A 21,352-nucleotide genomic window follows, 5' to 3' on the forward strand; every position below is an offset into this window, starting at 1 on the left:
GCCTGCGGCAAGGTTGCATCATTGCGGCACCGACTGACAAGAGACATGAAGGCCAAGTGCTATAAGAATATGTCGGCTGCAGTGAACATTTCTCCAGCGCTTGCCGGAAAGTAATGCTTTCAAGCTTGGAGATGCCCGTTCCAGAGCCCTCCGGCATCCAGAACGGTCGTGCCGCTGGATTCATCGCAATGGAATATCGATGGATTGCAGGTGCCTGCCATCGCGATCGTGGTAGTTGACCTGGATCCGCCCGACCTCGACCACCATGTGCGCGAAGTTGTCCTGGCTGATGACCTGGCTGGTCAGTTCGTGCCGGTATTCGCCTGACTCGGTCTGCGCCAATGGCTGGTCGAGCGTGAAGGTCGCGGCGGTGGCGTAGGGCAGCAGTTTGCTGTTGCTCAGCGGCGAGGATACGACGGTGTGAACTTCAAACTCCGGATCATCGCTGTGGCTCAGACGACTGGTCAGCGAGCCATGCACATCGCCGGAAATGAACACAACGTTTTTGAGCCGATGCTGGCGGATAGTCTCCAGCAGGCGCAGGCGCTGTTCGGGGAAGCCCGCCCAGGCATCGTCGCCGTTGATTTTGCGGTCGGGGTAGAACATGACGCTGGTGACCACGAACTTGACCCGCGCCGGGCTCTCGACCAACCACTTGCACAAGGCCTGTTCCTGTTCTTCATCGAGAATGCGGCGGTTGTCGTTCGACAAGTTGCGGCGAGTTCGGCTGTCCGTTACAAACCATTCGATATCGCCATCGCTGAATTGATACCAGTAGTGCGTCAGTGAAGTTCGATCAATAGTGCCGTTAGTTGTTGGTGAATAAACCGGGCTGTGACTGGCTTGATAGAGTTCGTAAGCCGTCATTGCGTTGCGAAACAGAGTTACATCGGACTCGTCCGCGTTCATTGGCCAGTTATCTTCTATTTCATGATCATCCAGGATCATGTATGTCGAAGTGCCGGACATCAGTCGTCGAATATTGGGCAGGGAAAACGCCGCACGATACTTTGCAATGATCTCGTCGTAGTCGCGATCCGGGGCGAGCAGATTCAGATCGTCCGCGTAGATCTGGTCGCCGCACATCATGATTGCGCCAATCGCAGGTTGTGCGCCTTCGATCAGTTGGCTGATGGACGCGAAGATCCGGTCGCCCAGATGCGGGAGGACCGGGATGCCGGAAGTCAGACGCAGGTAGCGACAGGAGCCAAGGATGTAGGCGCGAGGCTGTAAAGGCTGATGGCTGCGGGTGCGCAGGCGATATGTCTCTCGTGGCCATTGCAGCGGCAGCTCCGCCACGCTGTGGATGGTGTGGACGGGGCTCATCGGGCTGAACCAGCCGGTCTGGTATTCGTACTCGGTGTCGGCTTGCAAATGATCGAGTACCAGCACTTCAGTCATGTCGCGAGTTGAATCAAGCTTTACAAACTGGCCCGTTTGCCATTGATTGGAATCCAGTAGTCGGTAACGAATGCCGGCAAATACGGCAGTGTTATGTTGCAGTCCGCCGCGAATAAAGATCCGCGCCTGATGAGTTGTTGTGTGGCCAACGATCGGGCCGACAGTAGGTTTCAGCATGTTCGAATCCATTCGAATAAATGTTGGTGATGAACAAAGTTGCCCCGCTTTGTTGGTGCAACTTTAATACATCAAGGTTAGTTGCCTGTTGCTGAAAAATATCGACAGGAAGTGGACTCAAGTCGTGGCCTATATCAGCACAAGTTGTGGGAAAAGTTCGGGCGACAGTTATTTCAGGCAAAAAAAAGCCCCGCCAAACTGACGGGGTTGAGGTACGAGCGTGTGGCGCTCGAAAACGTGGGACACGGTCGGCCCTCCGTTCCCGGAGGGCCGAGCGCTTTACAGCAGGATGGTGCGGATGTCCGCCAGCAGGTCGCTCAGACGCTTGGTGAAGCGTGCAGCAGCGGCGCCGTTGATCACACGGTGATCGTAGGACAGCGACAGCGGCAGCATCAGTTTCGGCTGGAAGGCTTTGCCGTCCCAGACTGGCTGGATGGTTGCCTTGGAAACACCGAGGATCGCCACTTCCGGCGCGTTGACGATCGGCGTGAAGCCGGTGCCGCCAATGTGGCCGAGGCTGGAAATGGTGAAGCAGGCGCCTTGCATCTCGTCCGACGAGAGCTTCTTGGTCCGGGCTTTTTCAGCCAGGGAAGCGGCCTCGGCGGCCAGTTGCAGCAGGCTCTTCTGGTCGACGTTCTTGATGACCGGCACCAGCAGGCCATCCGGGGTGTCGACGGCGAAGCCGATGTTCACGTATTTCTTGCGGATGATCGCCTTGCCGCTTGGTGCCAGCGAGCTGTTGAAGTCCGGCAGTTCCTTGAGCAGGTGTGCGCAGGACTTGAGCAGCAGCGGCAGGATGGTCAGCTTGACGCCGGCCTTCTCTGCGACAGCTTTCTGTGCGGTGCGGAACGCTTCCAGCTCGGTGATATCCGCCGAGTCGAATTGCGTTACGTGCGGCACGTTCAGCCAGCTGCGGTGCAGGTTGGCGGCGCCGACCTGCATCAGGCGGGTCATCGGCACTTCTTCGATTTCGCCGAAACGGCTGAAGTCGACGACCGGAATCGGCGGGATGCCCGCGCCACCGGTTGCGCCAGCAGCAGCGGCCGGTGCTTCCTTGGCCTTCTGCATCATGGCTTTGACGTAAGTCTGCACGTCTTCTTTCAGGATGCGACCGTGCGGACCGCTGGCACCGACAGCGCTCAGCTCGACGCCGAACTCGCGAGCCAGTTGACGCACGGCAGGACCGGCGTGAACTTTGGCGCCAGGCTTGGCTGGAGCAGCAACCGGAGCGGCAGCAGCAGGTGCAGCGGCAGCCGGAGCAGCAGCTGGCGCCGGAGCGCTCGGAGCAGCAGCGGCAGCTGGAGCCGGGGCAGCAGCCGGAGCGGCGCCTTTGACTTTCAGCTTGAGGATCAGATCGCCGGTGCCGACTTCATCGTCCAGCTTGATGGAAATGCTTTCCACCACGCCAGCGGCAGGCGACGGGATTTCCATGCTCGCCTTGTCGGATTCCAGGGTGATCAGCGACTGATCGGCTTCAACGCTGTCGCCAGCCTTGACCAGTACTTCGATGATCTTGGCCTTGCCGGCCGAACCGATGTCCGGAACGTGGATGTCCTGAACGCTGTCGGCAACCGGTGCGGCTGGCGCGGCGGCAGGCGCCGGAGCAGCGGCAGCGGCTGGAGTAGCAGCCTGGGCCGGAGCGGCCGCAGCAGGGGCCGCAGCACCCGCCACTTCCAGATCCAGGATCAGGTCGCCAGTACCGACTTCGTCGTTCAACTTGACGCTGATGGCCTTGACCACGCCAGCGGCAGGCGACGGGATTTCCATGCTCGCCTTGTCGGATTCCAGGGTGATCAGCGACTGATCAGCCTCGACCTTGTCGCCGACCTTGACCTGGATCTCGATGATCTGGGCCTTGCCCGACGAACCGATGTCCGGCACGTGCACTTGCTGAACCGAAGCGGCAGCAGGGGCAGCAGCTGGAGCAGCCGGTGCAGGAGCGGCAGCCGGTGCAGCTTCGGCCTTGGCGGCAGGCGCAGCAGCCGGAGCAGGGGCCGCAGCTGCGGCGCCCTCGACTTCCAGCTCCAGCAGTTCGTCGCCTTCTTTCAGGCGATCGCCCAGCTTCACTTTCAGGCTCTTGATGACGCCGGCCTTCGGGGCCGGCACTTCCATGCTGGCTTTGTCCGATTCCAGAGTCAGGATGCTCTGGTCGGCTTCGATACGGTCGCCGACCTTCACAAACAGTTCGATTACTTCACCTTCACCGCTGCCGATGTCAGGTACGCGAATGAGTTCGCTCACAGAGTTTCTCCTCAGCAGTCCAGTGGGTTGCGTTTTTCCGGGTCGATGCCGAACTTGGTAATGGCCTCGGCCACGACTTTAGGTTCGATATCACCACGGTCAGCCAGTGCTTCCAGGGCTGCCAACACCACGAAATGACGGTCGACTTCGAAGAAATGACGCAGTTTCTTGCGGCTGTCGCTGCGGCCGAAACCGTCGGTGCCCAGGACTTTGAATTCCTTGGACGGTACCCACTGACGGATCTGCTCGGCGAACAGTTTCATGTAGTCGGTCGAGGCGATGACCGGACCTTTACGGCCGCTCAGGCACTCTTCGACGTAGCTGCGCTTAGGCTTCTGGCCCGGTTTCAGACGGTTGCTGCGCTCTACGGCCAGGCCGTCGCGACGCAGTTCGTTGAAGCTGGTAACGCTCCACACGTCGGCACCGATGTTGAACTCTTCACGCAGGATCTTCGCCGCTTCACGGACTTCACGCAGGATGGTGCCGGAGCCCATCAGCTGTACGTGGTGCGCCGCATCGCGGGTGTCTTCTTCCAGCAGGTACATGCCTTTCTTGATGCCTTCTTCGGCACCGGCCGGCATGGCTGGCTGCTGGTAGGACTCGTTCATCACGGTGATGTAATAGAAGATGTCCTGTTGCTCTTCGGTCATCTTCTTCATGCCGTCCTGAATGATCACCGCCAGCTCGTAGCCGTAGGTCGGATCGTAGGTGCGGCAGTTCGGGATGGTGGCGGCCAGCAGGTGGCTGTGACCGTCTTCGTGCTGCAGGCCTTCACCGTTCAGGGTGGTGCGGCCGGCGGTGCCGCCGATCAGGAAGCCACGGGTACGGCTGTCGCCGGCAGCCCAGGCCAGGTCGCCGATACGCTGGAAGCCGAACATCGAGTAGAAGATGTAGAACGGCAGCATTGGCTGGTTGTGGCTGGAGTACGAAGTACCGGCAGCGATGAAGGAGCTCATGGCGCCCGCTTCGTTGATGCCTTCTTCAAGGATCTGACCTTTCTGGTCTTCCTTGTAGAACATCACCTGGTCTTTATCGACTGGCTCGTAGAGCTGGCCGACGGACGAGTAGATGCCCAACTGACGGAACATGCCTTCCATGCCGAAGGTACGGGCTTCGTCCGGGATGATCGGAACGATGCGCGGGCCGATTTCCTTGTCCTTGACCAGTTGCGCGAGGATCCGCACGAAGGCCATGGTGGTGGAAATTTCACGGTCGCCGGAACCGTCGAGGATCGCCTTGAGGGTGTCCAGATCCGGAGTCGGTACGCTGAAGCTCTGTGCGCGACGCTGAGGAACGAAACCGCCCAGTGCAGAGCGACGCTCGGCCAGGTAACGGGCTTCGGCGCTGTTTGGCTCCGGTTTGAAGAACGGCAGGTTTTCCAGCTCTTCGTCTTTCACCGGAATGTCGAAGCGGTCGCGGAACAGCTTCAGGCTGTCGACGTCGACTTTCTTGGTGTTGTGCGCGGTGTTCTTCGCTTCGCCCGCACCGGTACCGTAACCCTTGATGGTCTTGGCCAGGATAACGGTCGGTTGTTCTTTGTGGTTGACCGCTTCGTGGTACGCCGCGTAGACCTTGTATGGGTCGTGGCCGCCACGGTTGAGTTTCCAGATCTCGTCGTCGGACAGGTCTGCAACCATCGCCTTGAGTTCAGGCGTGTTGAAGAAGTGTTCACGCACGAACGCGCCGTCTTTGGCTTTGTAGTTCTGGTACTCGCCGTCGATGACTTCGTCCATGCGACGTTGCAGGATGCCGTCGACGTCCTTGGCCAGCAGTGGGTCCCAGAAACGGCCCCAGATGACTTTGGTCACGTTCCACTGAGCACCGCGGAACACGCCTTCGAGTTCCTGGATGATCTTGCCGTTGCCGCGAACCGGGCCGTCGAGGCGCTGCAGGTTGCAGTTGATGACGAAGATCAGGTTGTCCAGCTTCTCGCGGCCGGCCAGGGAGATGGCGCCCAGGGATTCCGGCTCGTCGCACTCGCCGTCGCCCAGGAAGCACCAGACTTTCTGTTTGCCCGGCTGGATGAAACCGCGGTGTTCCAGGTACTTCATGAAGCGAGCCTGGTAGATCGCCTGGATCGGGCCCAGACCCATGGATACGGTCGGGAACTGCCAGAAGTCAGGCATCAGCCAAGGGTGCGGGTAGGACGACAGGCCCTGACCGTCGACTTCCTGGCGGAAGTTGTTCATCTGGTCTTCGGTGATGCGGCCTTCCATGAATGCACGGGCGTAAACGCCTGGCGAGGTGTGGCCCTGGAAGTAGATCAGGTCGCCGCCGTGTTCGTCGGTCGGGGCCTGGAAGAAGTAGTTGAAGCCGATGTCGTACAGGGTCGCACTGGAAGCGAAGCTGGAGATGTGACCACCCAGGTCAGAATCTTTCAGGTTCGTACGCATTACCATGGCCATCGCGTTCCAGCGTACCAGCGAGCGAATGCGGCGTTCCATGAACAGGTCGCCAGGCATGCGTGCTTCGTGGGTAACGGGGATGGTGTTGCGGTAAGGCGTGGTGATGGCGTAAGGGAGCTGCGAACCGCTGCGGGTCGCCAGTTCACCCATACGGGTCATCAGATAGTGAGCACGGTCTTCGCCTTCTTTGTCGAGAACCGATTCCAGGGCGTCCAGCCATTCCTGGGTTTCGACGGGATCGAGGTCTTGCATGGCTTGCTCCAGGGCGGAAAGGCTTCCAGAATCGGTTGCCTGAGTTTGCGACTGGCCTTGTGGGCAGACGATTTAAAATTCTTGGATTGCCGACAGGTTGTTCCGGCGGCGTGTAGTTTTACTACAAATCATCCGGCATTTCAGCCTTTCGAATGTATAGACGAGTAGTAAAACTACAGATGAAAGGCTTGTGGCCTCCGACTGCGTTGTGAGAATAATCGTTAAGGTTGGTCTTTAGCCATCCGAAAAAGGTGAAAGTTTGATGTTGGCTGCCAAAGAAAAAGAAATTTCAGCTATTTCTCACTTTTGTTCGACAGTCCTTCGCGTAGCGGTTTTTCATTCATCACTACAAGCGGCCATTTACACGCCGATCAAGGATAGACCATGACCCTGCCCGCGCTTGCCGAACTGCCCGCCATTCTCCTGCCGTTGGTCAGCCGATCGGAGCAGTCATTCCGTGCGGCTGTCGGTCAACTGGAAGACGATCACGGCTTCTCCTCCTGGACGCCGGAACGCTGGGCGCAGTTCGCCCGCGTCAGCGCCGCCAGCGATTTCGTCATTGAACAGAGCGTTCGTGACCCTTTGATGTTGTTGTCGCTGGTGCAGTCCGGCGAGCTGGACCGGCCGTTCGCTCCCGGCGAGTTGTGCGGGCAGATCGCGACTGCGGTCAGCACCGCACAGACCGAAGATGAACTGGGCCGCGTCCTGCGCCGTCAGCGCACCCGGCATCAGGTGCGGATCATCTGGCGCGACCTCAACCGCCAGGCCGATCTGGTGCAGACCTGCCGCGACCTCTCGGACATGGCCGACTCCAGCATCGATCAGGCCTATCAATGGTTGTACCGCCGCCATTGCGACCAGTTCGGTACGCCGACCGGCCGGCGCAGCGGCGAACCGCAGCAAATGGTCATCCTCGGCATGGGCAAGCTCGGCGCGGTCGAGCTGAACCTGTCCTCGGACATCGACCTGATCTTCGCCTACCCCGAAGGCGGCGAAACCGTCGGCGTGAAGCGCCCGCTGGATAATCAGGAATTCTTCATCCGCCTCGGCCAGCGCCTGATCAAGGCCCTCGACCCGATCACCGTCGACGGTTTCGTGTTCCGCGTCGACATGCGCCTGCGTCCGTACGGCTCGTCCGGCGCGCTGGTACTGAGCTTCAATGCACTGGAGCAGTATTACCAGGATCAGGGCCGCGATTGGGAACGCTACGCGATGATCAAGTCGCGGGTGGTGGCCGGCGATCAAGTGGCGGGCGAGCAATTGCAGGAAATGCTGCGGCCGTTCGTTTACCGGCGCTATCTGGACTTCTCGGCGATCGAAGCGCTGCGCACCATGAAGCAACTGATCCAGCAGGAAGTGCGGCGCAAGGGCATGGCCGACAACATCAAGCTCGGCTCTGGCGGTATCCGTGAAGTCGAGTTCATTGCCCAGGCCTTTCAACTGATTCACGGTGGTCGCGACCTGAGTCTGCAACAGCGCCCTCTATTAAAGGTGTTGAGCACGCTTGAAGGGCAAGGCTATCTGCCGCCAGCGGTGATCAGCGAACTGCGCGAAGGTTACGAATTCCTGCGTTACACCGAACACGCGATCCAGGCGATTGCTGACCGCCAGACCCAGATGCTGCCGGACAGCGCTCAGGATCAGGCGCGTATTGCGTTCATGCTCGGTTTTGCCGATTGGGAGGCGTTCCACGAGAAGCTGATGTTCTGGCGTGGCCGCGTCGCTTGGCACTTTGCGCAAGTGATCGCCGATCCTGATGAAGACGAAGGCACCGAGAGCGAAGTGGTGGTCGGCGGAGAATGGCTGCCGCTGTGGGAAGAGGCTCAGGACGAAGAGGCGGCCTGTCGGCAGCTGGAGGAGGGCGGTTTCGCTGACGCGACCAAGGCCTTGAAGGCATTGGCGAGCCTGCGTGCCAGCCCGCAGTTGCGGGCGATGCAGCGTCTGGGGCGCGAGCGTCTCGATGCCTTTATTCCGCGCCTGCTCGCTCAGGCGGTTGAGCACGAAAATCCCGATCTGGTGCTGGAACGGGTGCTGCCGCTGGTCGAGGCCGTGGCCCGGCGCTCGGCTTATTTAGTCTTGCTGACCGAAAACCCCGGCGCGCTGCGCCGCTTGCTGACGCTGTGCGCCGCCAGCCCGTGGATCGCCGAGCAGATCACCCGCTTCCCGCTGTTGCTTGATGAACTGCTCAACGAAGGTCGCCTGTTCAAGCCGCCGCTGGCGCCGGAACTGGCCGCCGAGTTGCGCGAGCGCCTGACCCGGATCCCTGAAGACGACCTCGAACAACAGATGGAAGCCCTGCGTCATTTCAAACTGGCGCACCGCTTGCGCGTCGCCGCCTCGGAAATCGCCGGCAGCCTGCCGTTGATGAAAGTCAGCGATTACCTGACCTGGCTCGCCGAGGCGATTCTTGAGCAAGTGCTGGCCCTGGCCTGGCGCCAGACTGTGGCCAAGTACGGCACGCCGCTGCGCACCGACGGCACGTTGTGCGATCCCGGCTTCATCATTGTCGGTTATGGGAAAGTCGGCGGGATCGAGTTGGGGCATGGTTCGGACCTGGACCTGGTGTTCATCCACGATGGCGACCAGCAGGCGGAAACCGATGGCCCGAAACCCATCGATGGCACGCAGTTCTTCACCCGGCTCGGCCAGCGGATCATTCACCTGCTGACGGCGCAGACCAACTCCGGTCAGCTGTACGAAGTGGACATGCGCCTGCGTCCGTCCGGTGCATCGGGGCTGTTGGTCAGTTCGCTCGGCGCGTTTGCGCGCTATCAGGAAAACGAAGCCTGGACCTGGGAGCATCAGGCCCTTGTGCGGGCGCGGGTGCTGGTGGGCAGCAAGGATGTCGGCCAGGCGTTCGAGAACGTCCGGGCCCAGGTGCTGGGCAAGGCGCGGGATCTGGCGAAACTGCAACAGGAAGTGAGCGAGATGCGCGCCAAGATGCGTGACAACCTCGGCAGCAAGAGCACCGCCGCCGGCACCGGGGCGAATGCCTTCGAGGCCACGGCGCCGTTCGACCTCAAGCAGGACGCCGGAGGTATCGTCGATATTGAATTTATGGTGCAATACGCGGCCCTGGCGTGGTCGCAGACCCACCCGCCGTTGCTGCGCTGGACGGACAATATCCGCATTCTGGAAGAGCTGGAGCACGAAGGGCTGATGCCTGCCGAAGACGCCAGCCTGTTGCGTGAGGCCTACAAGGCCTATCGTTCCGCCGCCCACCGGCAGGCCTTGCAGAAGGACGCCGGGGTGATACCGGGCGATCAGTTCGCGGACGAACGGCGGCAGGTGATGCGGATCTGGCGTGAGCTGGGGCTAAGCTGATTCTCGAGACGGGGAGGCGTAAAGCCTCCCCGGTTCGTTTATGGAAACCACATGAATATTCTGATCGTTGGGCCCAGTTGGGTCGGTGACATGGTGATGGCGCAGACACTGTTTCAGTGTCTCAAGCAGCGCCACCCGCAGTGCGAAATCGACGTGCTGGCCCCGGAGTGGAGCCGGCCGATCCTCGAACGCATGCCCGAAGTGCGCAAGGCCTTGAGCTTCCCGCTCGGCCACGGCGCGCTGGAGCTGGCGACCCGTCGGCGGATCGGCAAATCCCTGGCCGGCCAGTACGACCAGGCGATCCTGCTGCCGAACTCGCTGAAGTCGGCGCTGGTGCCGTTCTTCGCCGGCATCCCGAAACGCACCGGCTGGCGCGGCGAATTCCGCTACGGCTTGCTCAATGACGTGCGCACGCTGGATAAAGAACGTTATCCGCTGATGATCGAGCGTTTCATGGCGCTGGCCTATGAGCCGAACGCCGAGTTGCCGAAACCTTATCCGCGCCCGAGCCTGCAGATCGATCCGGTGACCCGCGAGGCTGCATTGGCCAAGTTCGGCCTGACCCTCGACCGCCCGGTGCTGGTGCTGTGCCCCGGCGCCGAATTCGGTGAAGCCAAACGCTGGCCGTCCGAGCATTACGCCAAGGTCGCCGAGGCGCGGATTCGCGAAGGTTGGCAGGTCTGGCTGTTTGGCTCGAAGAACGATCACGCGGTGGGCGAAGACATCCGCGCGCGGTTGATTCCGGGCCTGCGCGAAGAATCCGTGAACCTCAGCGGCGGTACTTCGCTGGCCGAGGCCATCGACCTGATGTCCTGCGCCGATTCGGTGGTCTCCAACGATTCCGGCCTGATGCACGTGGCCGCTGCGCTGAATCGCCCGTTGGTGGCGGTCTACGGTTCGACCTCGCCGGGTTTCACCCCGCCGCTGGCCGAGCACGTGGAAATCGTTCGTCTGGGACTCGATTGCAGCCCTTGCTTCGACCGCACCTGCCGTTTCGGCCATTACAACTGCCTGCGGCAGCTGATGCCGGACGCGGTCAACGATGCCTTGCAGCGTTTGCAGGGTTCTGTGGTCGAGGTTCATTAACTTGCGGGTATTGCTGATCAAGACTTCATCGCTGGGCGACGTGATTCACGCGTTGCCGGCGCTGACCGACGCCGCCCGGGCCATTCCCGGGATCAAGTTCGACTGGGTGGTCGAGGAAGGCTTCGCCGAGATTCCGACCTGGCACCCGGCCGTAGGCAAAGTCATTCCGGTGGCGATCCGCCGCTGGCGCAAAAACATCTGGAAAACCATCACCAGCGGCGAATGGAAGCGCTTCAAGCAATCCGTTCGGGCGAACAAATATGACTTGGTGATCGATGCTCAGGGCCTGCTGAAAAGCGCCTGGCTGACCCGCTATGTCAAAGCGCCGGTGGCCGGTCTCGACAAGGGCTCGGCCCGCGAACCGATCGCCGCGCGCTTTTATGACCGCAAACTGGCAGTGGCCCGTGGTCAGCACGCCGTCGAGCGCGTGCGTCAGTTGTTCGCCATCGCTCTGGGTTACGACTTGCCCAAAGGCCTGGGCGATTACGGCCTCAACGTCGAGCGTCTGGTCGAACTGCCACGCAAGAATGCTTACGTGGTGTTCCTCCACGGCACCACCTGGGACACCAAGCACTGGCCGGAAGCCTATTGGCGCGAGCTGACCGAACGGGTCGGCTACCTCGGCGTGGGGATCAAGCTGCCGTGGGGCAACCCCCTGGAGAAGGCCCGGGCCGAGCGCATCGCCGCCGGTTTCAAGCACGCCGAAGTGTTGCCGAAGCTGAACCTGGCCGGGGTCGGCAAGGTGCTGGCCGGGGCCCAGGCCTGCGTTGCGGTGGACACCGGTCTCGGCCATCTGGCCGCAGCGCTGGACGTGCCGACGATTTCGCTGTTTGGCCCGACCAATCCGGGCCTGACCGGCGCCTACGGCAAGCTGCAGATTCACCTCGGCAGCGATTTTCCGTGCGCGCCGTGCCTGCAAAAGAAATGTACGTATCAACCGACCGCGCAGGATGCCCGTCAGTTTGACCTGAAACGCGAGTGGCCCCTGTGCTTCACGCGTCTGAATCCCGAGCGTGTTGCCAGCCGACTGAGCACGTTGTTGATGGCTGAGGAGCTGCGCTGATGCAATTGGCTTTTGTCCTGTACAAATATTTCCCGTTCGGCGGTTTGCAGCGCGATTTCATGCGCATCGCCCTTGAATGCCAGAAGCGCGGACACCAGATCCGCGTCTACACCCTGATCTGGGAAGGCGACGTGCCGCCTGGTTTCGAAGTGCTGGTAGCGCCGGTCAAGGCGTTCTTCAACCATCGTCGCAATGAAAAGCTCAGCGCGTGGATGGAAGCAGACCTGGCCAAGCGCCCGGTGGATCGCCTGATCGGCTTCAACAAAATGCCGGGGCTGGACGTCTACTACGCCGCCGACGGCTGCTTCGAGGACAAGGCGCAGAACCTGCGCAATTCCCTGTATCGCCGCTGGGGCCGCTACCGCCACTTCGCCGAGTACGAGCGCGCGGTGTTCGCCAAAGATGCAAAGACCGAAGTGCTGATGATTTCCGAAGTGCAGCAGCCGCTGTTCATCAAGCATTACGATACGCCGCTGGAACGCTTCCACCTGCTGCCGCCGGGCATCGCCCAGGACCGTCGCCGCCCTGCGGATGCCGACCAGATTCGCGCCGGTTTCCGCGCCGAATTCAACCTCAGGGACGAAGAACTGTTGCTGGTGCAGATCGGCTCCGGGTTCAAGACCAAGGGCGTCGATCGCAGCCTGAAAGCCCTGGCCGCATTGCCCGCCGAGCTGAAGAAACGCACCCGGCTGTTTGTAATCGGCCAGGATGACCCCAAATTGTTCCAGATGCAGAGTGCAACTTTGGGTCTGGGCGACAATGTGACGTTTCTCAAGGGGCGCAGCGATATCCCGCGTTTCCTGCTCGGCGCCGATCTGTTGATCCACCCGGCGTACAACGAAAACACCGGTACGGTGCTGCTTGAAGCGCTGGTCGCCGGGTTGCCGGTGCTGGTCAGCGCGGTCTGCGGTTATGCCCATTACATCGCCGAGGCCGACGCCGGGCGAGTGCTGGACGAACCGTTCGATCAGGCGCAACTGACGCAATACCTGACTGACATGTTGAACGACGACGCTGCACGGGCGGCCTGGAGCCGCAACGGTCTGGCCTTCGCCGAGACGGCCGACCTCTACAGCATGCCGCAGCACGCGGCCGATGTGATTCTGGCGGAGCACGCTTAAATGAAGTTGATGCTGGCTGAACCGTTCAAGAGCCTGTGGGCTGGCCGCGATGCATTCGTGGAAGTCGAAGGCTTGCAGGGCGAGGTGTACCGCGAGCTGGAAGCCCGCCGGACGTTGCGCACGGAAGTCGACGGCAATGGCTTTTTCGTCAAGATTCACCGGGGTATCGGCTGGGGCGAGATCTTCAAGAACCTGCTGACCGCTAAACTGCCGGTGCTCGGCGCGGGCCAGGAATGGAAAGCCATTCAACGCTTGCAGGAAGTCGGCGTGCCGACCATGACCGCCGTCGCGTACGGCGAGAAGGGCAGCAACCCGGCGGATCAGCATTCGTTCATCGTCACTGAAGAGCTGGCGCCGACCATCAGTCTCGAAGACTTCAGCATCGACTGGGTCAAGCAACCGCCGCAGCCAAAGCTGAAGCGGGCGCTGATCGCCGAGGTCGCGCGCATGACCGGCATGATGCACCGCGCCGGGGTCAATCACCGCGACTGCTACATCTGCCACTTCCTGCTGCACACCGACAAACCGGTCACTCCTGAAGACTTCAAACTCTCGGTAATCGACCTGCACCGCGCCCAGACCCGTCCGGCGATCACCCAGCGCTGGCGCAACAAGGATCTTGCGGCGCTGTACTTTTCCGCACTGGATATCGGCCTGACCCGCCGCGACAAGCTGCGCTTCCTCAAAGGTTACTTCCAGCAACCGCTGCGCCAGATCCTGGCCGAAGAAGCGCCGTTGCTGAGCTGGCTCGAAGGCAAGGCCAACAAGCTCTATGCGCGCAAGCAACGTTATGGGGATGCGCTCTGATGGCGGGTTGGAATCTGGAGCCTGAGTACAGTGAACTTGAGCAGCATTTCGGTAGCCTCGAAGCGGTATTCGCCCTTCAAGGCGAACGGCTGACCCGCGACCCATTGTCCGAAGTCATTCGCGTGCAGTTCAATGGCGTCAACTATTACGTCAAACGCTACGTCGGCGCCGGCAAAGGCCTGCGGCGTTATCTGGGCAAGCCCCGGGTGAAGATGGAATGGCAGAACCTCAAGCGCTTCGCCAAATGGGGCATTCCTACCGCCGAAGTGGTGGCGTGGGGCCTGGAGCGCAACGGCATGGCTTACGATCGCGGGGCGATGATCACCCGTGAACTGCCGCGCACCGAAGACCTGTCGGCGCTGGCCGAGCGCAACGATCCCAAGCTCAAGGATCGCGCCTGGGTCGACGGCGTCAGCCGACAACTGGCCGGTTATACGCGTGTCATGCACGACCACCGCTTCACCCATAACGATTTGAAGTGGCGCAACCTGCTGATCGACGATCAGGCGCAGTTGTATCTGATCGACTGCCCGAACGGCGACTTCTGGCGCGGCTTCTGGCTCAAGTACCGGATCACCAAGGATCTGGCCTGCCTCGACAAGGTGGCCAAGTATCACCTGTCGAACACCCAGCGCCTGCGCTTCTACCTGCAATATCGTGGGCGTGATCGGCTGAATGCCGCCGACAAGCAACGGATTCGCCACGTGGTGAGATTTTTCGAGGGACGCGAATGACTGATTTTCTGGCCGTTGAAGATCGTGCGCTGCTGGAACGCCACGGTCTCGACACGTTCGATGCGCTGTGGTCCAAGCAGCTCGACGCCGTGGATGAGCCCAACACCGACGGCGGCGGCTGGAGCAGCGTGTTTCGTCTGGAGCTGGAAGGGCATGCCTATTACCTCAAGCGCCAGTGCAATTACCTGACCCGCACGTTGCACGCACCGTTCGGCGAGCCGACCTTTGCCCGGGAATTTCGCAACATCAGTCGTTACAACAAGCTCGGCATTCCGGCGTTGCAGGCGGCGTTCTTCGGTGAGCGCAAGGTCAATGGCGAAGTCCGTGCGATCCTGCTGACCCGCGCGCTGGATGGTTGGGACGATCTCGATTCGCTGTTGCAGCGCTGGTCGGACCTCGATGCTGCGCAGCAATCGGCGATTCTCAAGTCTTGCGGCATGCTGGCGCGCCATCTCCACGGCATGCGCCAGGTACACGGCTGCTTCTATCCAAAACACATATTCTTGCGCTCCGAAGGCGATGGCTATCAGGCGCAGTTGATCGATTTGGAGAAGACCCGGCCGTTGCTGTTCGGTATGCGTGACCGGGTCAAGGACTTGGAGCCGCTGCTGCGCCGTGCGCCGGAGTGGAGCGAAGCGCAATTGCGTGAGCTGCTGGCGGCGTATCTCGATCAATCGACAGACAGCTCGCTGGTCGACAGCTGGGTCGCGCGGCTGACCGCGCGGCGCAGTCGCAAGGAGACCCGCTGATGCAGTTGTCCGACCTGAAAAATGCCGGGCGCACGCCGAGTCTGCCGCTGACGGTGTCGCTGGCCGATGCGGCGGGCGCTGCCGATTTGCAATTGCTCAGCCTGTTGCGAGTGTTGCCGGGTCAGCGTTACGTCGGTGCCGGTGTGTGGCGCGGGCGTCCGGTGCTGGCCAAATTGCTGGTCGGTAATAAGGCAGCGCGACACTTTCAGCGTGAACTGGAGGGCGTGAAACTGCTCGCCGCCCAGGGCATGACCACACCGTTGCTGCTGGCCGATGGCCTGAAGGACGGTGAGGGTGGCTGGCTGTTGTTCGAATTCCTCGAAGGCGCCGAAAGCCTGAGCGATGCCTGGAACAAGGTCGAATCCTTGCCAGTGCTGGCCGACGAACAATCGGCAGTGCTGGCCGAAGCGCTCGGCGCCATCGGTCAGTTGCACGGCAAAGGCCTGTGGCAGGAAGACCTGCACCTGGACAACCTGCTGCGTCATGGCAGCCAGCTGTATCTGATCGACGGTGCGGGTATCCGCGCGGAAACCGCCGGTCAGCCATTGTCCCGTCAGAAAGTGCTGGAAAACCTCGGGGTGTTCTTCGCCCAGTTGCCCAAGTCGCTCGAGCCGTTCACCGAAGAATTGCTGGTGTATTACCTGCTGAGCAACAGCGAACACGCGCTGCCGCTGGAAGCCCTGCAAAAGCAGATCGACAAGGTGGGCGCCTGGCGCTTGAAGGATTACCTGATCAAGGTCGGTCGTGAGTGCACGCTGTTCAGCGTCAAGCGCGGCGCATTCGCTCTGCGCTCGATTCGCCGCGAGGAAGAGCCCGCGATGTTGCCGGTGCTGGAACAGGCCGATGCCTTGCTCGATCAGGGGCATCTGTACAAGACCGGCGGCGCGGCCAGTGTCGGCAAGGTCGAGGTTGCCGGGCGTCCTCTGGTGATCAAGCGCTACAACATCAAGAATTTTGCCCATTGGCTGAAGCGCTTCTGGCGTCCGAGCCGTGCCTGGCATTCCTGGCGCGAAGGCAATCGCCTGGCGTTCCTCGGCATCGCCACGCCCAAGCCGCTGGCGGTGCTGGAAACCCGGTTTTTCTGGCTGCGCAGCAAGGCTTATCTGATCACCGAGTACCTGGCCGGGCCGGACATCATCGAGCGCTTTGCGCCATACGTTGAAAGCGGCGAGGCGCCGGAAAGCGAGTTGCAGGCGCTGGATCAGTTGTTTGCACGGCTGATCGCCGAACGCATCAGCCATGGCGACTTCAAGGGGCACAACCTGTTCTGGCAGGAAGACCGCTGGGCGCTGATCGATCTGGACTCCATGTGCCAGCACGGCTCGGTGGGCAGCTTCGCTCCGGCCTATGCCCGGGATCGTGCGCGGTTCATGCGCAACTGGCCTGAAAGCAGTGCGCTGTATCAGGTGATTGATCAGCGTTTGCCCAAGGATGTATCGGGCTCTGCGTGATTTTTTTCGCCAGCACGTAAGACATTTCTGCAGTTGAAATCGGGTGAGGGTTGTAGCGACAAATCCTTGTGACTTGTCCTACGGCCTTGCCAGAACCCATGAGCTGCCCCTCGCAAAGCCCCGATGCTAGTTTGCCCCGACGTTCCCGGAGGGCAAATCTTGACCATCAAAAACGCTATCACTATCGGCGCATTTTCCCTGGCACTGTCTGGCTGCGGCACCGCCGTCACGGTGTTGCAGGACGATGAAGACGCCACGCGCGGCCTGCGCAAACAAAAGACCTACTGTCAGTCGATCCCGCGCGTCTACAGCGGGCTCGCCCACGATTTTTGCCTGCTGCACGCGCCGCCCGATCCTACCGGCATTCTGGTGCCGGTCGTCCTGCTCGACCTGACCCTGTCCGGCGTGTTCGACACGGCTTGCCTGCCGTATACGATCTATCGGCAGGCGGTGGACGGGAATATCAGTGTTTATTGGCGGCCAAGTCGTGGTTGAGGCTTTTAAAACTTTTGCGGCTTCCAGAAAGCGAAAAGCCCCGGTGATCTCACCGAGGCATCAACGCCGACCGGGATCTCCCAGTCCATTTGCAGGGGAGTCTAAGTTGAAGCTTCTGTTGCGTCAACGCACCGGCCGGCCAGTTCCGCTAGAGGTTTGTCGGCGCTTTTACGCTATAATCCCGCCCTTTAGCTGTCTCTCGCCCGGTGCGAGGGCACATCATTTTTCAAGGCGCATCGCGCCTGAATGCAGACTAAAGAGGCTAGACCCCTGTGGCATTGACGATTCTTGGCCTGTCCGGCGCCCTTAGCCATGATCCTTCAGCAGCCTTGTATATCGACGGCAAGCTGGTCGCGGCGGCTGAGGAAGAGCGCTTCGTACGCGATAAACATGCAAAGAACCGCATGCCCTACGAATCGGCGAAGTTCTGCCTGGAGCAGGCAGGCATCAAGCCGTCCGACGTTGACGTGGTCGCGATTCCGTTCGCCCCGATCAGCATTTTCGGCAAGGCTCGCTGGCAGTACGCCAAGCGTTACTGGTACGCCCCGGACCGCGCACTCGATGCGATCCTGATGGGCAACCGTCGCTACAAGCGCTATCGCAACAAGATCGTCTGGTGCCTGGAGCAACTGGGCTTCGATCCGAAGAAAATCAAGATCGAGCCGGTTGAACACCACCTGGCTCACGCTTCCAGCGCCTACCACTGCTCGGGTTTCAAAGAGAAAACCGCGATCCTCGGCATCGACGGCAAGGGCGAGTACGCCACGACCTTCTTCGGTTACGGCGAAAACGGCAAGATTCACAAGATCAAGGAATTCTTCGATCCGGACTCCCTCGGCGGCCTGTACGGCGCGATCACCGAGTTCCTCGGTTTCGACATGCTCGATGGCGAATTCAAGGTCATGGGCATGGCGCCGTATGGCGACGCCAGCAAATATGATTTCTCGCGTCTGGCCTCGTTCGAGAACGGCGAGCTGGTGATCAACACCGACTACGCCAACGTGATCGGCCTGCGCCGCTACAAAGAGAAGGGCAAGGGTTACTACTTCTCGCCGAAGCTGATCGAGTGGCTGGGTCCCAAGCGCGAAGGCGACATCGCCGACGAGCCGTACATCCACTACGCCGCCAGCATTCAGGCGCTGTTCGAAAAAATCGCGCTGCAGATGATCGACTACTATCTGGGCGACGTGCTCAAGGAAACCGGCAAACTGGCCTACGCCGGCGGCTGTGCGTTGAACGTCAAGCTCAACCAGAAAATCATCGCCCGTGACGACGTCAAGGAACTGTTCGTACAGCCTGCCTCCGGCGATGCCGGCACCGCAGTCGGTGCAGCAGCTTACGTATCCAACGCCCGTGGCGTGCCGGTCGAGAAGATGGAACACGTCTACCTCGGTCCGTCGTACAGCAACGAAGACGTGATCGCCGCGTGCGCCCGTCACGAGAACAAGCCGACCTGGCGCAAGCTCGACAACATGCCGGAGCAGATCGCCAAGATCATGGTCGATGGCAACCCGGTGGCCTGGTTCCAGGGCCGCATGGAGTTCGGTCCGCGTGCACTGGGTGGTCGTTCGATCATCGGTTGCCCGAGCGTGGCTGGCGTGGCTGACCGGATCAACCACCAGATCAAGTTCCGCGAGCGCTGGAGGCCTTTCTGCCCGTCGATGCTCGACACCGTTGCGCCACAGATGATCAAGATCGATCACCCGGCGCCGTTCATGACCTTCACCTTCGAAGTGGCTGAAGAGTGGAAGACCCGCGTGCCGGAAGTCGTCCACGAAGACGGTACGTCCCGGGCCCAGGTGCTCAAGCGCGAATACAACCCGCGCTACTACGACATGATGAAGGCGCTGGAAGTGCTGACCGGCAACGGTGTGTCCCTGAACACCTCGCTCAACCGCCGTGGTGAACCGATGATCTGCTCGCCGACCGACGCCCTGAACATGTTCTTTGGCTCGGATCTGCAGTACCTGATCATGGAAGACATCCTGGTGGTCAAAGAAGGCGCAAACGCTTATGACACGCTCGGCTGAACGCCATGTGCTGCAGTTTTGTCACGGCTATGACGGGCCGTTCCTCGACTGCGCGCGGCAATACGCCAGCCTGTTCGCGGGCACCGGTTATCGGGTCACCACGGTCTTTCTGACCGGGGCCGCCGATAGCGAGGTGGCCGCAGCCTGCGCCTCCGATGAAGTGTTGTTCATGGAATACAGCTCCAAGGCCATTCGTGGCCTGAAGCTGGGCGCCATCGGCGATCTGCGCAAGATCGCCGCTTCACGCAATTTCAGTTTCTGCATCGCCCATCGCTTCAAGCCGATCTACATCGCCTTGCTCGGCACTTCGTTGCCGGTGATTGGCGTGCACCACGCGTTTGGCGATTACAAACGCGGTTCGCGCAAACTCTTTGCGCACATTTTCCGCAAGCGCCTGAGCCTGCTCGGCGTGTCCGATGCGGTGCGCGACGACATGCGCCGTTGTCTGCCGAAATGGCCGGCGGCGCGCATCCAGACCCTCTACAACCGCATCGATGTCTCGGCGTTGCAGATGAGTCAGGTGTCCGCCCGTGAAGCCCGCGAGACCCTCGGTCTGTCGGCGGATGCGTTCATTGTCGGTAACGTCGGTCGCCTGCACCCGGACAAGGATCAGGCCACGCTGCTGCACGGTTTTGCCGCGGCATTGCCCGGTCTGCCGGCCAACAGCCAACTGGTGATTCTCGGCAAGGGTCGGCTTGAGGATGAACTCAAGGCGCAGGCCCGTGAGCTGGGTATCGGTGATCGCGTGCTGTTCCTCGGCCAGGTGCCGGACGCGCGCAATTACTTTCGTGCATTCGATGTGTTTGCCCTGAGTTCCGACCACGAACCGTTCGGCATGGTGCTGCTGGAGGCCATGGCCGCCGGTGTGCCGTTGCTGGCCACGGCGTGCGGCGGGGCGAAGGAAGTGGTCGAAGGCGTGGGCATTCTGTTCCCGCTGGGCGATGCCGAGCATCTGGCCCAGGGCCTGAAACATCTGGCGGGCATGGACGAGCAGCAACGCCGTCAATGCGCCGAGATGATGTTCGACCGCCTGCGCGAACGCTTCTCCGACCGCGCCGTACGCGACACCTTCTGGCATTTGCCGCAAGTTACCGATCTGGCACCGAGGGGCTGATGCTCAACCGATTTCAAGGCTGGCGCGAACGTGGCTGGTCGCCCGTTGACGCCTCAACTTATGCACAGGCCTGGCAGCGTTTCGGCGGCAGCGTCGCGACTCACCCGATGGTCGTCGAACGTCTGGCGGATCTGGCCGGCATCCCGGTGCGCTATCTGGCCTGGGAGCAGCAGGGCGAAATCAAAGCCGCGATCCCGACCTGGGGCCGCGACCTGGCCTTGTCCAAGGACGTGCTCAAGCGCAACGGCAAGAAAGGCCTGTTCGACCTCGGCAACGCCGAGCTGATTCTGCCGGCCGCCGCCGATGCCCAGGCCCCGCTGCGCCATCGCGGACGCTACCTGTCGGCGCTCAACGAGAACCGCTTCAGCGGCCTCAAGTTGCAGACCGAACAACTGGCCATGGCCCGTACCCCCGAAGAACTGTCGAAGAAGTTTCGCTACAACCAGCGCCGTGAACTGCGCCTGCTGGAAGAAGCGGGCGGCGTGGTGCGGCCGGTCAGCGATTTCTCCAGTGCCGAACTGGCAGCCATTTATTGCGATCTGTTCCAGCGTCGCTGGGGATTCCCGGCCACTGGTGCGGCACGCATGGCCGAAGTCATCGAGCTATTGCGCGAGCTGTTGATCGGCTCGGTGATCTTTCTCAACGATGCGCCGATCGCCATTCAACTGGTGTATCGCGTCGAAGCGTCGGAGTGGATCAGCGTCGAGTACATCAACGGTGGCGTCGACCCTGAAACCCGCGAATTCAGCCCCGGCAGCGTGCTGAGTTTTCTCAATACGCAAAGTGCCTGGGAACATGCTCGGGCACTGAACAAGCCGCTGCGCTTTTCCTTCGGTCGTGCCGACCGTGAATACAAGGATCGCTGGTGCAATCCTGTGCCGGTCTTCACCGTATGAGTCAGC

General features: G+C 61.1%; 15 protein-coding genes. 12 read left to right on the forward strand and 3 right to left on the reverse strand.

Annotation, left to right across the window (positions count from 1 at the left end; all coding sequences use genetic code 11):
* Positions 1-180 precede the first annotated feature (180 nt).
* The 3 genes from QR290_RS03630 to aceE form a co-directional block, all read right to left on the reverse strand.
* Complete coding sequence (locus QR290_RS03630) at positions 181-1,578, reverse strand: alkaline phosphatase D family protein (RefSeq protein WP_115076305.1); 1,398 nt, start codon at positions 1,576-1,578, stop codon at positions 181-183.
* 279 nt (positions 1,579-1,857) lie between these two features.
* Entirely contained in the window at positions 1,858-3,819 is a 1,962-nt protein-coding gene (gene aceF, locus QR290_RS03635; RefSeq protein WP_289204350.1) for a dihydrolipoyllysine-residue acetyltransferase, read from the reverse strand.
* Between the two features lie 11 nt (positions 3,820-3,830).
* Positions 3,831-6,476: a pyruvate dehydrogenase (acetyl-transferring), homodimeric type gene (gene aceE / locus QR290_RS03640; protein WP_115076307.1), complete on the reverse strand. Its 2,646-nt coding sequence runs from the start codon at positions 6,474-6,476 to the stop codon at positions 3,831-3,833.
* Between the two features lie 384 nt (positions 6,477-6,860).
* On the opposite strand from aceE, the gene glnE reads away from it, so the two are divergent.
* From glnE to QR290_RS03700, 12 genes are all read left to right on the forward strand, one after another.
* Positions 6,861-9,800 carry a bifunctional [glutamate--ammonia ligase]-adenylyl-L-tyrosine phosphorylase/[glutamate--ammonia-ligase] adenylyltransferase gene (gene glnE / locus QR290_RS03645; protein WP_289204351.1) on the forward strand — a complete coding sequence of 980 codons (2,940 nt, stop codon included), beginning with the start codon at positions 6,861-6,863 and terminating at the stop codon, positions 9,798-9,800.
* A 51-nt stretch (positions 9,801-9,851) separates the two neighbouring features.
* Complete coding sequence (gene waaF / locus QR290_RS03650) at positions 9,852-10,886, forward strand: lipopolysaccharide heptosyltransferase II (RefSeq protein WP_039766536.1); 1,035 nt, start codon at positions 9,852-9,854, stop codon at positions 10,884-10,886.
* A gap of 1 nt (position 10,887) precedes the next feature.
* Positions 10,888-11,949, forward strand: coding sequence for a lipopolysaccharide heptosyltransferase I (gene waaC / locus QR290_RS03655; RefSeq protein ID WP_074689605.1), 1,062 nt, complete (start codon positions 10,888-10,890; stop codon positions 11,947-11,949).
* Positions 11,949-13,070 (forward strand): glycosyltransferase family 4 protein, encoded by a 1,122-nt coding sequence (locus QR290_RS03660; RefSeq protein ID WP_115076309.1) that lies wholly within the window; start codon positions 11,949-11,951, stop codon positions 13,068-13,070. Before waaC ends, QR290_RS03660 begins: the two co-directional genes overlap by 1 nt.
* Positions 13,071-13,877 carry a lipopolysaccharide core heptose(I) kinase RfaP gene (rfaP, locus tag QR290_RS03665; protein WP_085608461.1) on the forward strand — a complete coding sequence of 269 codons (807 nt, stop codon included), beginning with the start codon at positions 13,071-13,073 and terminating at the stop codon, positions 13,875-13,877.
* Positions 13,877-14,611, forward strand: a complete 735-nt coding sequence (locus QR290_RS03670; protein WP_115076310.1) for a lipopolysaccharide kinase InaA family protein — start codon at positions 13,877-13,879, stop codon at positions 14,609-14,611. Before rfaP ends, QR290_RS03670 begins: the two co-directional genes overlap by 1 nt.
* Entirely contained in the window at positions 14,608-15,360 is a 753-nt protein-coding gene (locus tag QR290_RS03675; protein WP_115076311.1) for a lipopolysaccharide kinase InaA family protein, read from the forward strand. The genes QR290_RS03670 and QR290_RS03675 overlap by 4 nt, the downstream gene beginning before the upstream one ends.
* Positions 15,360-16,811: a lipopolysaccharide kinase InaA family protein gene (locus QR290_RS03680; RefSeq protein ID WP_115076312.1), complete on the forward strand. Its 1,452-nt coding sequence runs from the start codon at positions 15,360-15,362 to the stop codon at positions 16,809-16,811. The genes QR290_RS03675 and QR290_RS03680 overlap by 1 nt, the downstream gene beginning before the upstream one ends.
* Positions 16,812-16,970: 159 nt before the next feature.
* Positions 16,971-17,306, forward strand: a complete 336-nt coding sequence (locus QR290_RS03685; protein WP_115076313.1) for a YceK/YidQ family lipoprotein — start codon at positions 16,971-16,973, stop codon at positions 17,304-17,306.
* A gap of 272 nt (positions 17,307-17,578) precedes the next feature.
* Positions 17,579-19,336 carry a carbamoyltransferase family protein gene (locus QR290_RS03690; protein WP_007952261.1) on the forward strand — a complete coding sequence of 586 codons (1,758 nt, stop codon included), beginning with the start codon at positions 17,579-17,581 and terminating at the stop codon, positions 19,334-19,336.
* On the forward strand, positions 19,320-20,450 hold the full coding sequence (locus QR290_RS03695) for a glycosyltransferase (protein WP_289204352.1): 1,131 nt from the start codon (positions 19,320-19,322) through the stop codon (positions 20,448-20,450). The genes QR290_RS03690 and QR290_RS03695 overlap by 17 nt, the downstream gene beginning before the upstream one ends.
* Positions 20,450-21,346: an antimicrobial resistance protein Mig-14 gene (locus QR290_RS03700; protein WP_115076315.1), complete on the forward strand. Its 897-nt coding sequence runs from the start codon at positions 20,450-20,452 to the stop codon at positions 21,344-21,346. Before QR290_RS03695 ends, QR290_RS03700 begins: the two co-directional genes overlap by 1 nt.
* The last annotated feature ends 6 nt before the right edge of the window (positions 21,347-21,352 follow it).

Origin of the sequence: Pseudomonas fluorescens, assembly GCF_030344995.1 — a bacterium.
GTDB classification, from domain to species: Bacteria; Pseudomonadota; Gammaproteobacteria; order Pseudomonadales; family Pseudomonadaceae; genus Aquipseudomonas; species Aquipseudomonas fluorescens_BF.